The sequence below is a fragment of the Halobacteriovorax sp. genome (assembly GCF_048381875.1).
Classification (GTDB): domain Bacteria; phylum Bdellovibrionota; class Bacteriovoracia; order Bacteriovoracales; family Bacteriovoracaceae; genus Halobacteriovorax_A; species Halobacteriovorax_A vibrionivorans.
Window position 1 is genome coordinate 171383 of sequence record NZ_JBLXBP010000002.1, and the last position, 15381, is coordinate 186763.

At 34.4% G+C, this 15381-nt stretch carries 13 protein-coding genes; 3 read left to right on the forward strand and 10 right to left on the reverse strand.

Going from position 1 to position 15381, the window contains the following annotated elements; all coding sequences use genetic code 11:
- Positions 1-56: 56 nt before the first annotated feature.
- The 4 genes from ACN5L8_RS05040 to proB all read right to left on the reverse strand — a co-directional run bounded on the left by ACN5L8_RS05040 (position 57) and on the right by proB (position 3521).
- Positions 57-251 (reverse strand): hypothetical protein, encoded by a 195-nt coding sequence (locus ACN5L8_RS05040; RefSeq protein ID WP_115360925.1) that lies wholly within the window; start codon positions 249-251, stop codon positions 57-59.
- A 74-nt stretch (positions 252-325) separates the two neighbouring features.
- A complete protein-coding gene (locus ACN5L8_RS05045) occupies positions 326-1132 on the reverse strand; it encodes a pyrroline-5-carboxylate reductase family protein (RefSeq protein WP_419172467.1) in 807 nt (268 codons plus the stop codon).
- A 9-nt stretch (positions 1133-1141) separates the two neighbouring features.
- Positions 1142-2380, reverse strand: a complete 1239-nt coding sequence (locus ACN5L8_RS05050; RefSeq protein ID WP_419172468.1) for a glutamate-5-semialdehyde dehydrogenase — start codon at positions 2378-2380, stop codon at positions 1142-1144.
- On the reverse strand, positions 2364-3521 hold the full coding sequence (gene proB / locus ACN5L8_RS05055) for a glutamate 5-kinase (RefSeq protein ID WP_115360931.1): 1158 nt from the start codon (positions 3519-3521) through the stop codon (positions 2364-2366). Before proB ends, ACN5L8_RS05050 begins: the two co-directional genes overlap by 17 nt.
- 152 nt (positions 3522-3673) lie before the next feature.
- Between proB and ACN5L8_RS05060 the strand changes: the two genes are divergently transcribed.
- The 3 genes from ACN5L8_RS05060 to ACN5L8_RS05070 all read left to right on the forward strand — a co-directional run bounded on the left by ACN5L8_RS05060 (position 3674) and on the right by ACN5L8_RS05070 (position 6634).
- Positions 3674-3949, forward strand: a complete 276-nt coding sequence (locus tag ACN5L8_RS05060) for a PqqD family protein (protein ID WP_162929553.1) — start codon at positions 3674-3676, stop codon at positions 3947-3949.
- Between the two features lie 196 nt (positions 3950-4145).
- Positions 4146-5600, forward strand: coding sequence for a hypothetical protein (locus tag ACN5L8_RS05065; protein ID WP_419172469.1), 1455 nt, complete (start codon positions 4146-4148; stop codon positions 5598-5600).
- Between the two features lie 8 nt (positions 5601-5608).
- Positions 5609-6634, forward strand: coding sequence for a succinylglutamate desuccinylase/aspartoacylase family protein (locus ACN5L8_RS05070; protein WP_334679120.1), 1026 nt, complete (start codon positions 5609-5611; stop codon positions 6632-6634).
- 28 nt (positions 6635-6662) lie between these two features.
- Here the strand turns inward: ACN5L8_RS05070 and ACN5L8_RS05075 are convergent, their stop codons facing one another.
- The 6 genes from ACN5L8_RS05075 to ACN5L8_RS05100 are packed head-to-tail and all read right to left on the reverse strand — an operon-like array spanning position 6663 to position 15336.
- Positions 6663-7604, reverse strand: a complete 942-nt coding sequence (locus ACN5L8_RS05075) for a hypothetical protein (RefSeq protein ID WP_419172470.1) — start codon at positions 7602-7604, stop codon at positions 6663-6665.
- 12 nt (positions 7605-7616) lie between these two features.
- Entirely contained in the window at positions 7617-8888 is a 1272-nt protein-coding gene (locus tag ACN5L8_RS05080; RefSeq protein WP_419172471.1) for a lysine N(6)-hydroxylase/L-ornithine N(5)-oxygenase family protein, read from the reverse strand.
- Positions 8889-8897: 9 nt separating this feature from the next.
- Complete coding sequence (locus ACN5L8_RS05085; RefSeq protein ID WP_419172472.1) at positions 8898-10619, reverse strand: IucA/IucC family protein; 1722 nt, start codon at positions 10617-10619, stop codon at positions 8898-8900.
- Positions 10612-12855, reverse strand: a complete 2244-nt coding sequence (locus tag ACN5L8_RS05090; protein ID WP_419172473.1) for a GNAT family N-acetyltransferase — start codon at positions 12853-12855, stop codon at positions 10612-10614. Before ACN5L8_RS05090 ends, ACN5L8_RS05085 begins: the two co-directional genes overlap by 8 nt.
- Complete coding sequence (locus ACN5L8_RS05095; protein WP_419172474.1) at positions 12848-14059, reverse strand: hypothetical protein; 1212 nt, start codon at positions 14057-14059, stop codon at positions 12848-12850. The genes ACN5L8_RS05090 and ACN5L8_RS05095 overlap by 8 nt, the downstream gene beginning before the upstream one ends.
- Entirely contained in the window at positions 14056-15336 is a 1281-nt protein-coding gene (locus ACN5L8_RS05100; RefSeq protein ID WP_419172475.1) for a PepSY-associated TM helix domain-containing protein, read from the reverse strand. Before ACN5L8_RS05100 ends, ACN5L8_RS05095 begins: the two co-directional genes overlap by 4 nt.
- Between the last annotated feature and the right edge of the window lie 45 nt (positions 15337-15381).

The window sequence follows — 15381 nt, forward strand, 5'->3', positions numbered from 1 at the left end:
AAGAAAAGAACTCTTGTTTATTAATAAAAATTATCAATTTAAAAATATTTACTTTTTTAAAGGACTGAGAGGCAATTATCCTCATCTTCAATTAGGCTTCTACGAACGAAACCTAAAGGCCTGAGCGCCTTCCCGTGTCCTTCGTCATTACCAGTTTTTCTTTTTGGTGCGCGGTGTGCAGGTTTTTGATCCTGTTCAAGTGCACCATAACTAACTAATTGTACTAACTTTTCTGTTTTTTTATTATTCATATACCTACCTTAACACTGTCTGGATTTATTAAGAATTGCTTACCCCACTAATTAGGTTATACCTAATATATTGGTTATAGCGATTTCTTAATTTCGAATGAGCGATTAGCTGCTTGCTCTAAACCTGCCTGAATTCCACTACTTAACTCATCTCGACGAAATCTGTCGATTGCCTCAATCGTCACACCTTTCTTCGATGTCACCTGGCCAATCATATCTTCCAGATCCATATCAGACTTTTGAAGTGCACTCTTGGCACTTCCTCTAAATAGTTGAGCAACTAGAGCTCTTTGATCTTCTTTTTTGACGCCCCACTCTCCTAGGGTTTTCTCCATTGCGGCCATGAAATAATAAATATATGCAGGGCCAGATGCAGAGACGACTGTTACCTGATCAAAAGCATCTTCATTTTCAAGTTCAAATAACATTGAGTTCTTCTTTAGAATTGTACTAAGAAAGTCTTTTTCACTATCTTCAACAGCTGGAGAATAGTGAAGAAGACAAATTCCTTCTCCGTGTTCCATAGGTAAACTCGGCATTAAGCGTATAACCTTAGGTGCGCTTAGAAGTTCACTTACTTTCAATTGACCGATTCCGGCCATAATCGAAATAATCACCTTCTCACTTAAATCAACACCTTCTAGCATTTTGGCCAACTCAGAAAACTGCTGTGGTTTACAACCAACCATAATGTAGTCAGCTTTTGCTACATCTTCTAAGTTTTCTAATACGCTTCCCCCAACTTCCTTAGCAAGTTCTATTGCTCTTGTTTTGCTTGGAGTAAATGTTAGAAACTCAATTCCTTCTTTATTACTATCATTCATTGCGCGTACTACCGCGCCGGCCATGTTTCCACAGCCAATTACTGCAATCTTCTTCATTGAAATCTCCTAGCTTCTAATCTGACCATCACCTACGATTACATAACGAGATGTTGTCATCTGCTCAACACCCATTGGCCCGTAAGCGTGTAGTTTAGTCGTTGAAATACCAAGTTCAGCACCTAGTCCAAGCTGTCCACCGTCATTAAATCTAGTAGAAGCATTTACCATCACACAACTTGCATCAACACTACGTAAGAACGTTTCACAATTTTCTTGGTTATTTGAAACAATACACTCAGAGTGGTTACTACCAAACTCATCAATATGTGAAATCGCTTCATCTAAACTATCAACTGTTTTGATTGAAAGAATATTATCTAAATATTCTGTCGACCAATCTTCATCTTTAGCTGCAACAAAATCTCCCTTTGTTGCTTGAGAAAACTTTTCGTCAACTCTAAGCTCAGTTCCTTTTGCAAGTAAACGCTTAGCAATTTGATCATTAACTTTTGGTAAAATATCTTTATGGATTAGTAATGTTTCAATCGCATTACAAACACCAGTTCTTTGTGTCTTTGCATTCTCAACAAGATTTACGGCCTTTTCAATATCAGCATCGCTATCAATATACATATGACATAGCCCTTGATAGTGAGCAATAACAGGCATCTTAGCATTTTCAAAAATATGATTAATCAGTCCATGACCACCACGTGGTACAACTACATCAATTTCTTCTTTAAGAGAAAGAAGACCGTTTAATTGTTCACGACTATCTGATGCTAATACTGAGACTACATTCTTATCAACATACTTTGAAATTGAATCCTGAATAATTTGACCAAGAATCTCATTTGAATGTTTCGCTTCTTTACCACCTTTTAAAATAATGGCATTTGAAGACTTAAGAGCAAGAGCAGCACAATCGACAACGACGTTTGGTCTACTTTCAAAAATCATAAGAATTACACCAATTGGTACTCTTTGTTTCTTTACTCTAAGTCCTAAGTCATTTGTAAATTCATCATAGAAGCTACCGACAATTTCAGGTTGATCCTTGATTGTCTTTACACCTTTGATAATGTCATCAATTCTCTCATCAGATAACTTAAGACGATCAACCATTGCTTTATTTAAATCGTTCTTAAAAGCTTCATCAAGATCGAGCTGATTCTTTTCAAGAATAAGTTTACGATTTGAGTCTAGTCCTTTAATTAGGTCATCAAAGATTAAATCTTTTGTTTCTTTATTAAGCTTTAATAGTTGCTTTGAAGCTTTTCTAACTGTTTTAGCTAATTCTTTCATTTTTATTTTCCTTTATTATATCGTGTTCTAAAATTAAATTAATCGTATGAATGACTTCAATAGATGTTCTAAATCCAATTAAGTCTTCAATCTCATCACTATGGCGTCCTTTAATCTGTTCAACTTCAGTATTTCCATATTCACAAACACCTGAAGCGAATACTTCTCCATCACAGATAATATCCACGCAGTCTCCCTTATAGAATTCTCCGTAAACATCAATAATACCTTTAGGAAGAAGTGACTTACTCTTCTTAAGGGCCTTATAAGCACCGCGATCAACTTCGATGTAGCAATTTGGCTTCTTCATCGATAATAGCCACGCCTTTCTCTCTTCAGGATCATAAGCATTCTTAGGAGCAAAATATGTCCCAAGATCCTTAGTCAGTGGATCAAGAATAATGCGATCAGCATCAAGAGAGCTGATAATTGCCTTAATCCCAAGTGGTGTAATCTTTGTTACAGCATGAACTTTTGACTCCATCCCACCTTTACCGACAGCTGTTTTACCTTGAAAGTTAACCGAATCGAGAACGTCACTTCCAAATGGAACTTCTGCAATTCTCTTAGCATCAGGATAACCTGGGTCTTTGTCATAAAGACCATTAGTTGATGTAATCATTAATAATGCATCAGCGTTAATCATTTGCGCGGTCTGAGCAGCGAGATGATCATTGTCACCCAGAGCAATCTCAGTAAAAGAGATTGAATCATTCTCATTCAAGATTGGTGTAATATTGTTTTTAAGAAGAACATTAATATTCTGCTTAGCATGTAGATTTCTCTTACGATTTCTAAAGTCATCGTGAGTCAATAAAATCTGTGAACAAAGCTTTTCGTTCTCTTCAAATAATCTTGAGTAAGTATTAATTAATTTTGGCTGGCCAATGGCACTTGCTGAATGTTGAAGATCAATCTGCCCCTTTCGTGGTAGATGTTTCTTCAAAAATGACTTTCCAACACTAACGGCACCTGAACTTACCAGAACAACCTCAATACCTGAGTCAATTAATTCAGAAATATCCTCAACTAATTTTCTCAATCTTCTCGTATCTAAGTTACCGTTTTTCTTTGTTATTACGTTACTTCCGACCTTCACAACGATGCGCTTGACACCCTGCAGCTCTTTACGGAGTCTCATTAATTCCCCTTATCTTGGTTTAATAAGAAGATGCCACAAATTAAGGATAACCTAAAGTCAGTAAGTTGCGTATTAGGTTTTACCAAACATGACATAGGGGCATTTGAATAAAAATATATGTGACGTATGATGTAGAAAACATGGAGGTATTAATGTTTATAAAAAGAGGAAGTATACAGCGACAGAGCAACGATACAACACCTATTCTGATTAATCCACAAGGTAAGCGCTATGAAGTGAGTTTTTTAGCTGCTTTCATTTGGGATCACCTCGATGGAAGAAGTCCGCTTCAAGAAGTTGTGACAGAAGTACAAAAAGCGGCCCGTATTGAAAAGCCAGGGCTATACAAAGTCGCTGAAAATATTGTTTCAGACCTTAAAAAGGTCGATTTAATAACAGAGACAACTAGTGAAATGAGTCAGCGTTAGTTCGCTAAAACTTACTCGTGATTTATATCGATTAAGGCCACACATTGTTGTGGCCTTTTTTATTTGCCAAGTATTTCCCTCAACATTTACACATCAGGTTAAATTAATTTTTATGAAATATAAAAATAGGTTTTCGCTGTCTTTCAATTTAAGACTATAATGATGTCACATAATTTATTTTTGAATTGGAGTAATTTTGACTACAAAAACAGTAACACTAAGAAAGGTTGAACGTATTAGACCTGATAACTTTGAACAAGAAGATCACTTTTATCCGAAAGCACTAAACTCACAACTACATCCACTAGTGAGTAATTTTTTAAATTTAGATCATGAAAGGATTATTAAAAGGTATAGTCACCTAAATCCTCAAATATGTACTGATACATTAAGAGATATACTTTCATACGAAACTCAGCATTTCTTTTGGGGAGGTTCAGACCTCTTCTATGTTACGACAGAAGCAGGTAACCGCCGTATGGTAATCCTTGAAACAAACTCATGTCCTTCAGGACAAAAGTCAATGCCACCTCGTACTGATGCTGATGAACACCGTGGCTATAAGTTTTTAATTGAAAATTCATTTATCCCAGCATTAAAGAAAAGAAAGAAGCGACTTCCAAAAGGCTCTCTTGCAGTTATTTACGATAAGAACTATATGGAAACTTCTGGTTATGCATCGACAATCGCTGACTTAACTGGAGAAGATGTTTATCTAATTCCCCACTTTCATGGTGAAGAGCAATTCATTACTTTTGAAGATGGTGTAATGCAACTTAAGCTTGAAACTGGTGAGATCATTCCAATTAGAGCAGCATTTCGCTATGTTACCCAGAAGCCATGGAATAGAATTCCTGCAACGACTAAAACATTTATTTATAACTCAACTCGAGTATGCTTAGCTGGTGGACGTAATAAACTCTTAGCAAATAAAGCGTATGAACTTTATAATTCGGAGCTTGCCGAGTCAGGTCTTCGAATCAATATGCCTGAGACAATCAAAGATGTTAACAAGCTTGCCGTTCCACTATGGGTACAGAAGTTTGGAGGTAAGGCCGTTATTAAAATTCCTTATTCAAATGCCGGACAAGGAGTTTTTACTGTAACAAATCAAGATGAATTAGATGCTTTTATGCAAATGGATTATCCATATGATCAATTCATTGTACAAAGCTTAATTGGCCACTATGAATGGAGTTCGACGAGTGAGCATGGTAAGTTCTTTCACATTGGAACTGTTCCTAATAAAAAAGGAAATATCTATATTGCTGACTTAAGGCTTATGGTCTACAACTCACCTTCAAAAGGTTTCATGCCTTGTGCAGTTTATGCGCGTCGAGCGAGAAAGCCGCTAGAAGCAGAGTACCCAAAAAATAGTTGGGATGTTTTAGGGACAAACCTTTCTGTTAAAACAGGTGAAAACCAATGGGATTCTGATACATCTAGACTAATGCTTATGGATAGAAAGGATTTTAACTCACTTGGTATTGGTACAGATGACCTAATTGAAGCTTATATTCAAACAGTACTAACAATCGTCGCTATTGATAAAATGGCACAGCATCTATCAAACAAGAAAGGCGGATTTAAGAAGAAGTTATTTAAAACACTTGATAATGATGAGTCATTATTTAATGAAATTATGTTCTAGGAAAAAAAATGAACGATATACGAATTATAAAGGCAACTGAAGAAATTGATATTAATAGCTATGAGCTGGGAGAAGTTCACAGACTTCAAATTCTTCTTTCAGACAACTCCATGGGCGTACCGTGGAGAATTCCAATCGTTATCATCAGAGGAGTTGAAGACGGGCCGGTATTTGGAATTACTGCGGCCGTACATGGTAATGAATTAAATGGTATCTCCACAATTTTTAAATTAATTGAAGAATTAGATCCAAAAAAAGTTAAGGGAACATTAATCATGGTTCCTATAAGTAACGTTCCAGGCTACTTAAATAATCAACGCGCTTTTATTGACGGTGTTGACCTAAATCGAATCATGCCAGGAAAATTAGGTGGTAATACAAGTAATATCTATGCTCATTATTTTACGAGTAAGATTATTTCAAAGTTTGACTACTTATTAGATCTTCACACTGCAAGTCATGGCCGTGTAAACAGTCTCTATATTAGAGCTGATCTTGAAAATGAAGAAACTAGAACATTGGCCTTCCTACAAAATCCACAAATTATTGTTCAAAAATACGATGAAAGTGGAACACTTCGAGCTTGGGCAAATGACCAAGGTATTCCAGCTATTACAGTTGAAATTGGAAATCCAAATGCATTTCAACATACGTTAATTGATGAAACCCTTGAAGGTATCAGAAACACACTCCGTTATTATAATATGATCGAAGGTGAAGTTCACGATATGGTAACAGATGCAACGATTTGCGATCATTCATACTGGATATATTCTACGAAAGGTGGAATTGTTGATGTACTACCAAAATTAACTGATCGTATTAAAAAAGGACAAGTCATCGCTAAGGTATATGATGTCTTTGGACAAGTTAAAGAAGTTATCTGCGCTAATAAGAATGGAATTGTCATTGGTAAGAATGTAAGGCCTAACTGCGAAGCAGGAACAAGGATCTTACACTTGGGTGTTGATTTTGTGGCCCCAGACCCAGAAGATATTCCAGGTCATGATGATTACGAAATTACAGAAAAATAAAAAAAGGGCCATTCATGTGGCCCTTTTCTTATAAATTCATATTTAATGTCAAACCTACATTCGTTCGATCAGCTCGAATATCCTCTGCGATAAAACGAATATTTGGCGCTATAGAAATATCACGATTAAAGAAATAAGTTCCTGCGATAGTCTGTTGTAATACTCGTTTTTCCATTTCACTCTCTCTTCTCATTTGATAACGAGAATAAATGTCAGAGATAAGTCGAATTGAAATATTTCTTCTCAGGTACATTTCTGTCGATAAACTGAGCTGGTAAGTTCTCTCTGTTTGATATGGTAGTAATGACATATCAAAACCCATATACTTTGTTTTTGATTTATTAAAAAAGTATTGTGTAAAAGTTGCTGATGCAGCGATATAGGCAAATTTAGCTATTCGATAGGCCATGGCCTGAGAAAAAGCAGCAGCACCTTGATACCCATAATCTTTTTCAGTACCACGAGTTACATGTTGGTATTTAACAAATGATACATTTTGTAATTCACCAAGATTATAAGTTTTAAAGTATGAGAGTACAGGATTATCAATATCTAATTCTTGTGAATTATCATCAAATTCTTTTTGAATAGTTGAAGTTGAGGCCGTGTGATTGGAATGAAATGGAGTTGCCATATACATACCGGCCTGCAGAGAAATATTGTCAGATTTAGTTAATCGATACTTTGCTCCAAATACACCAGAGATATTTGAAAGAGACGGTGTCCCTTGCGCATTTTTAATATTTGGTCTTTCAGCACTTGTTAGATCATTTATCGCTCCGCCTTTATAAGCGAATGTTGAATAAAATGACCACCTTTTTAAAGAGCCCGATAAAGTCTTAAGCGTTGGGTTTTCAATAACCTCTTCTTTTGTATCAAAAGATGATGCCTTTTTTACTTCTTTTTTTGAATTCGCTACTGATGCAGCAAAAGTCATACTTGATACTAATATCAATGTTAAAATTTTCATTTTATACTCCATTTATTTAAAAAAGCTTAAAAAGCTTTCTCCTGTATTTTGTGTATTATATGTTGTCTCATTCGTTAAATCGTTAGCGATCATTGCAGATCTCCAAGACATCAAGCTTGTTTGAGGATCAGCTATACCGTGGCCATGGCGACTAAAATTCATTGTATAAATCTTTCCAGAATTAATATTTGTTAAAAGGCTATAGTCTTGATTAACAATCACTCTTCCTTGATGATCTTTTTGAATAACATCGGTTAATGAATCTAAGAATTTTGGTAGAACGCTTTTAAAGCCTGTTGCTAAAATAACAATATCTGCTTTAAATAACTCCTCACTTTCTGACATTAAATTATCAACTAGTAATGAGTAATTACTTCCATTATTCTCTATACCTTTAAGCCAGCGCATTGGTGCAATTTTATATTCAGGTAACTTCTTTAAGTAAAACTTATCTAAATAAAGTTCATTATACATCTCTTGTAAATATTGGGGAGTATTGCCATCACTGGCCAGAAGCTGTGCTTGTGTATAGCTATCTTTTTGTTCCTGAGGTAAGGAATGAAATTTTAAAACAAATTCAGGTGTGAAAATTTCATTTGTAAATGGTGTCTCATCTAATGGCTGCAGATTTTGTCTCCCACTTAATAAAGTTACACTCTCAACTCTGCCCCACATACCATTTAAAGAGTTTCTAAATGTCTCAACTCCAGTTTGTCCTCCACCAATAATAACAACTCTCTTACCTTCAAGATTTAAGTTTTTCATGTACTTTGACTTAGCATGAAATACCTTGTCAGAAAGATGTGACTGAGCACACTCTGGAATATTCTTAGTTGGCCCAGAGGCAACACAAATATTCTTTGAAAAATAAGAGCCATCTTCTTTTATTACTTCAAATTTTTCACCATCATGTTTAATGTCAATCACATTAGAATTAAAGTCGATATCTTGGGCAAGTTTTTTTGAAACCCATTTACAATAGTCTTGAAATTCATAACGGTTAATGGCCTTACGATCTGTATTTAGGAAATGATAGAATTGTCCATTTTTCGTTAAATAATTTAAAAAGCTAAACTCACTTCTTGGATCCACAGGGGTAACTAAATCCTTGAGAAAAGATGTTTGCATCATAGCATCACCAAACATTAATTCCGGATGCCAGCTAAACTCAGACTTATTATCTAGAAACTTTTTACTAACATTATTAAGGGGATTTAATAATGCTGCTAAACTAAGATTAAAGGGACCTAAGCCTATACCTACAATATCATATGTCGTCTTCATCACTTACCTCTACTTATCCGACAAAAGGGGATTTTTTATATTATTACCAAGCATTGGCTTTAAACGTTGCGCTGTTTCACTGTAACCAGCAACAAATCGCACAGAATTAACCAATACTTTTTCAAATTCTACTTTTAATAAATTTATATTCTCACCAATATTCTTATCATCTTGATAATTTGAGATCACTCTACCGAGTAAGTGATAGAAGTCTCTTTCTTTATAATCTAGGTTTTCTTCAACAACTCTTGAGAAGTAACGAAGAACCGTTACAAAATGACCTGTAATAAGATCATGAATTAAATACTCAGGGGCAAGCGTATCAAGAGAGACTCCAAAGTCCTCATTTATATGCTTAGAATTTGAGGCCATTCTAAAGTCGCCATGAAAGTCTTTTATAATTAACTTCTGAGGAGCTCCATTTTTTAAGATAACAATAGTATTCTGCCCATGAGCGACTAGTCCTAGTCCATGTTCGGCCTGAAGATGATAAAGAGGAATAACCACTGATTTAAAGTATTGTTTTAACCATTCTTCACACGTAAGTCTTGATTGCTTAATGTACTCAGCTACAAGGGAGCCCTTATCATTTGAAAATAATAAGGCGGCCGTTGGTATAGCAATTTCATTATCCCCTAACTTTGACTCAACACTTTCGCGCCAAACACATCCTAATAATTCTTTATAACGATAAGATCCGCCAGAAATCCGATCAAACTCTGGCATTGGACAACTAATCGCTGCGACTTCCTTTAGAACTATTACCTTATCTTTGAGAACATTATCGCTTGCGATGATCCTTTCAATTTTTTCAGATAGACGATGGCCATCCTTAATATATTTTTGAGGAATCCCTCTTACACACGAAGTATTAAGGATGGAAATCGCTAGTTTTAGATCATACTGACTCCCCTCAGTATCTGAAGACAAAGTACGAATAGATACTTGAGGGGTATAAGTTGACCCTAACTCTCCAAGAGAGATAATTATATTTTTATAGATAAGCGGCGCAAATTGAATACTGATATACTTATTCCATTGCCATGGATGAACTGGAACGAGTAAGTAATCATCAAAATTGAGATCATAACTTGCAATCTTTTCTTTGATTTCTTTAAGCTCACTCTCATCAAATGAATCTGAATACAATGTAGAAAAAGCTAATTGTGTCTCATCTAGGCCCCAGATAAGATTGTTCTTTGCGATTGCGCACCAATGAACTTGATAACTATTACGTGACTCAGGAGCATATTTTTCTAATTCGCTCTTTCCCCATCCTAGACGTCCTTTATTCATAATGATTTTTGGATGCCCAGATAGGATCTGATCAACAGATTTAAAGTTATATTTTGCAATTTCTTCAATATCTATATTTTTCAATGTCTCATTTAAAATGAGATCACCATAGATTGTCTGGTTCCCTTCCTCAATAAATTGAGCAAGAGTATCATCAGACATTTTACAAATATCTTGAACTTCATAAAAGAAATCTGCCAATGTATACTCTTTTACGACTTTACCATTACTATATTTTCTAAAGGATTCTTCTTCTATTTGGAGGTTATCCCAAACACTTATACGTCCAAGAAACGTATAATAAATTTCTTCAGATATCTTTAAATAGAAATGACTATGATTATATTCAATATCAAATAACTCTTCATACTGAAGTTCTTCAATGGCCTTTATAATAAGCTTCTTATGAAGATTAAAGAATTCATGACTATTCATTTGTACTCTCCATATTAAAAAGCTCTCGACTAGCTTTTAAGAGATTAGATCTTTTATGAGGAAAGTCGAAAACACCTTCATGAGACCAGCCAGGAAGTAGTTCAGCTAATTTTAAAACCTTTTTATTATCTTCACGTGGCTCTCCCCAAATACTTTGGGTGCGCTTATCATCTTCAAAGATAAACTTTGTTAAATGAAAAATAGATTCATAAACTGCTTTTGTTCTTAAGTACTTCTCTTCACCAATTAAAATATGGATTCCACGATCATAGATATTGGCATCACAATATGGGGCGATACGATCATCAAATGCCCAATAAACTTCAAAATATCCTGCTTGTTGGCCATTGATATCGACAATTATTGGTAATTGAAATGGTGAAGACTTAAGGCCTTGAATATATTTTGCCAATTCATCTTTTGAGAAATTCATTTCCCAAAACTCATAGATATACTCTTTATTATGCCACTCATGGAATTTATCAATATCTTTATCTAAATCAAATGCACGAAGAGATATCGTTTGGCCAGAGTGAGTCTTGCACTCATAAAGAGTCCCTTGATATTGACGAGGTCGTCTTAGAAGAGAAACTATTGGGTTTTCGATTTGGTTATAAATATCCCAAGGGTTAGCTATTGTATTTTCATTAATATTAGTAATACTGCATCTAAAGTTTCCTTTTTGAAAAAGAGTTTCTGATTCAAGGAGAAATTTAAGAAAGGATGACTCTTTATATCCCTTAAAAATAAAATTTCTAAATTGATTTAAATGGAAGATCTCTGCTTTCTTATCTCCATTAGCGAGAGATATGATTGTATTAAAAACTGAATTTATTATTAAATAATAAGTATAAACCTTATTTACATCATCTGGATTTAAAATATTCCCCTTAGTCTTGCTAATAAAATCATATTTTTTGCCAAACTTCTCAACACTCTTAGAAGTGAAGCCAGTCCCCTGACAATCACGATAGACTGCACCAATAGGCAGGCCATCTTTCATTCTTAAGATAATATTTTGCATGTGAGCGCCTAGAAGTACTCCATGCTCCTCTGAGAGCTTAATAAACTCTCCAACTACATTTTCAAGAAAAGCTGAAAACCAATTCTTACGAGCTAAAAAGAAATTACCAGTTTCAAGTTTTAGTTTTTTAGCATTTTCTTCTACTAACGTGGCTAAGTGAGACTTTCCTGTATATGGATTCTCTTCGGCCAGCGTTGCTAAGAGTAGACAATTATCACTTGCAAAATTCTCTCGTAATTGAATCGTTGATTCTATTATTGCACTTCCATCATTATTTTTAAGTGCAACATAAAATGGCTCATACAGGACTTCAAATTTCTGGCTAAATTCATCGACCTTTTCATTTTTAAAAACAGTCTCCATTTGCATACCGCGAATGGCCTCTTCAGGCTGAAGATGACGAATTGAATTTGTGAGCTTTACATCCATTGAATACTTAACCAAGTACGGAGCATCTTTTGAATATAGTGATCGAAGAGATGAAAGGGCACACCATTTTCTTCTCCCCTGTGAAATTTTTGTGATAAGTTTACTTTGTAAGAGGGCCTCGACTTCATTCATTTTGGCTAAACGACTCCATTGCCATGGATGCATAGGTATATAAATATAGTCCTCTTCGAGTTCTTCAAGGTCAAAATTAGCCAATTCATTCATGGCCTTATGAACATTTAAAATGTCACCATTTGTATAAATGACAGAAGAATGGCACTTAAGCCAAATTAAATTAAACTCATTTTTAAATTCTGGTGAATATAACCTCATATCCTCTTCGTTCATTCCATTTTTACATTTTGGGTATGGATGAAACGGATGGCCTAAGAGCATCAATTGTTCACTTGAAAGATAGTCATCAATTACAATGTCTCTATTTTCATATTCTCTTAAAATAAGTTCCATATTATTTCGAGAGTTCAAAACATTATCAATAAATGATGTATCTACTTCATTAAACCTTTCACATAGAATGGGTAGCATTTCATCAAAAGAGACTTCCTCATTGTTAAACAAGATCTTACCTGAATAGCGGTGACCACCTAGCGGAGAATATGCAGCTAATTCAAAGGTTAAACAATTCAGTTCATTGACTTCAACGATAAGAGCATCATTTGAAAACTTAATAAAGTTCTCTTGTGAATAATCACGTGCCAAAGAATTAATAAGAGAGCGGATACTGTACTTATTTGCTAATATTCTTGGATGAGAGCTAATCATTACTTACTCCAACATAGGCTTTACTCAACTTTAGGTGAGAGTTTTTTACAATCATGTAAACAGAGAAAAATGTTAAAATTGAAAATATGAACATTATATAAACATCTAAATTAAGCCTAATTACTGTCCCTGCAGTTATGGCCCCACAAGCATTACCTAATGTTTGATAAAAACTTATCTTACTTGCCACAAAACTTTTTTGATCTGTGACATATTGTCCATAAATAAATCCCATGTAATAAACTGGGATGATTGCCGCTGCGATTGCAAATAATAAAATGAAAGCAACTAGAGTTGTGATACTAGTAATTAGTGAAAATGCGTAAAGGCTAGCAATGAGTGAGACAACACCAAAAGTTATGAAAATGCATGATTCAAGAAGTTTATATTTTTTTATTATAAATTGAATAAGGACAAGACAAAGTGTAGCTAAGGTTAAAGACCAATAAATAGTGGCCGACTGTTTTGTTGCCTCTTCAAAAATAGAACTTACAGCTTTTGTAATTCCTGTATTATAGAATGATGATATAAGAGTAAAAAATAAAGGAATTAAAAACAAAGGCTTAAACCTTACTTTCTTATCTTTTATTTCATCACTTTCTTCTTTGTAGTCTTCTTCACAAAGAAGAATTCCTTTTCCTGCTCGCTCCCATCCATTTAAAGATACTGCAATAATGAATACCATTAAGATCACTAAACTCATATTTAAGTTAAATGCGAATACACCACCTAAAATTAATCCAAAAAGACGGCCAATATTTAAGAACATTGTTGTATTAAGAACACCATCGCTAGATTTAGTGTGAAATCGTATATTAATTAATTGTGAGAATGGAACAATGCTACTTGCAGTTGAGGCATGGATAATTCTAGAGATGATAAATAGCCCAAATGTAGCGATAGGACTACTCACAAGAAATGCTAGTAAGAGAAACCCATAAGAGAAGAAAATCCCAAAGAGTCCCACTCGATATACCGTAACCGGACTTAAACTATTAAATAAATTCCCCCAAACTCTTGTCATCAAAAGAAAGTGAAAAATTGAAAGTCCATAGAAGATAATAATTGTCGTAATATTTAAATTTGTTGCTTCAGATATCATTGGAAGAAGTCCCAACAATATCATTTGTGAAGCGCCAAAGATGAAGCATAATAAGGAGATGGCCTTAACAAATTTATTATTAATTTGAACTTGTGAACTCATGAGGCTTCTTTCCTTACTACTTTATCTTTTAGACGAAGAGTAAAACTAAGAATATCCTTCCATGAAATTCCTAAGTAAATAAGAAAGAGTCCACTTAGTGGCCAATTATAATCAGAGGAAACAATGAAAATAATAAAAATAAATGCGCTTGGTAAAACGATCTCATTTAAAGAGATATTCACATCATTTAAAGTCGAGCCATCATACATTTTTGATGAAGAACTAAGTAATCGTTTTCTAAATAAGAAAATATAAATTCCACTGATTGGAATAAATGAAATGACTAATCCAAAAATACTCCAAATGACTTTTAAAATCACCCCACCATAATCACCAAAGTGTAGTGGTTCAGATAGAATAAGTAATTCTAGATACCAAGGTAGTGAGACAGTTCTAATTAAACTTCCTGTGATAGCATCAACATAAGCAATTTCATGATGATGCTCTTCATTTTCCATAAGAATCACAAAGTGATTTGGAACCGAAAACTCATTATCTGGAAATGAGATAAAGTCATATTCAAGATGTGGCAGCTTTTCTTTTAGCTCATCATAAATATCTAAAACTGAAACATAAGTGGCATTTTCAATAACTCTTGCATTTTCTTGTTGGGCACGAACATTATCTCTTAAGAAGAGCCCTATCAGTGTACTATTGAAAGCAAGAATTGTTCCTGTAAATGTCACGATCAATAGCCAAGCACATGTCTTAACTCCAATTATCTTATGGAAGCGACCTAAGAGAATTCGAGAATTCATATTCCTTATATTTCGGTAGAATTTATTAGAAATAAGAGCACCACTAATAAGTGCAATTAAAAAGAAAAGACCCATTAGTCCAATTAAGATCTTCCCCTTACCTCCTAGGAGAAGTTCACGGTGAAGCTTTAGAATGAAATCGATAACTTTATTAGAAGTTTGTGATTTAACAACTTCCTTATCGATTGCATTACCTGCCATATCAAATTTAAGACGTGTGGCACCTTTAAACTTTTCGATACCTGGCTCGGTTACTCTGGCATTAATATCACCATCATCACCTTTAAAAATAGAAAGAACTTTCTTACCTTCATACTTAGTGGAAATGAAATTTTCAATTTTTGAAAGAGATGATTTTTCTGAAATAAATGACGTTCTTTGTTCAACAGCTTGTACAGGTGCGAGCTCGTGTCTCCATACCAACACAACACCAGTAAGTCCTAAAATTAAGAAATTCACGGCCAAAACAAGGCCAAGGATTCTATGTATTTTTAAAAGTTTTCTAATTAATGAGCTCATATCTAAAATAAAAACAGGGCCGATCAAATTTCTTTGAAGGGCCCT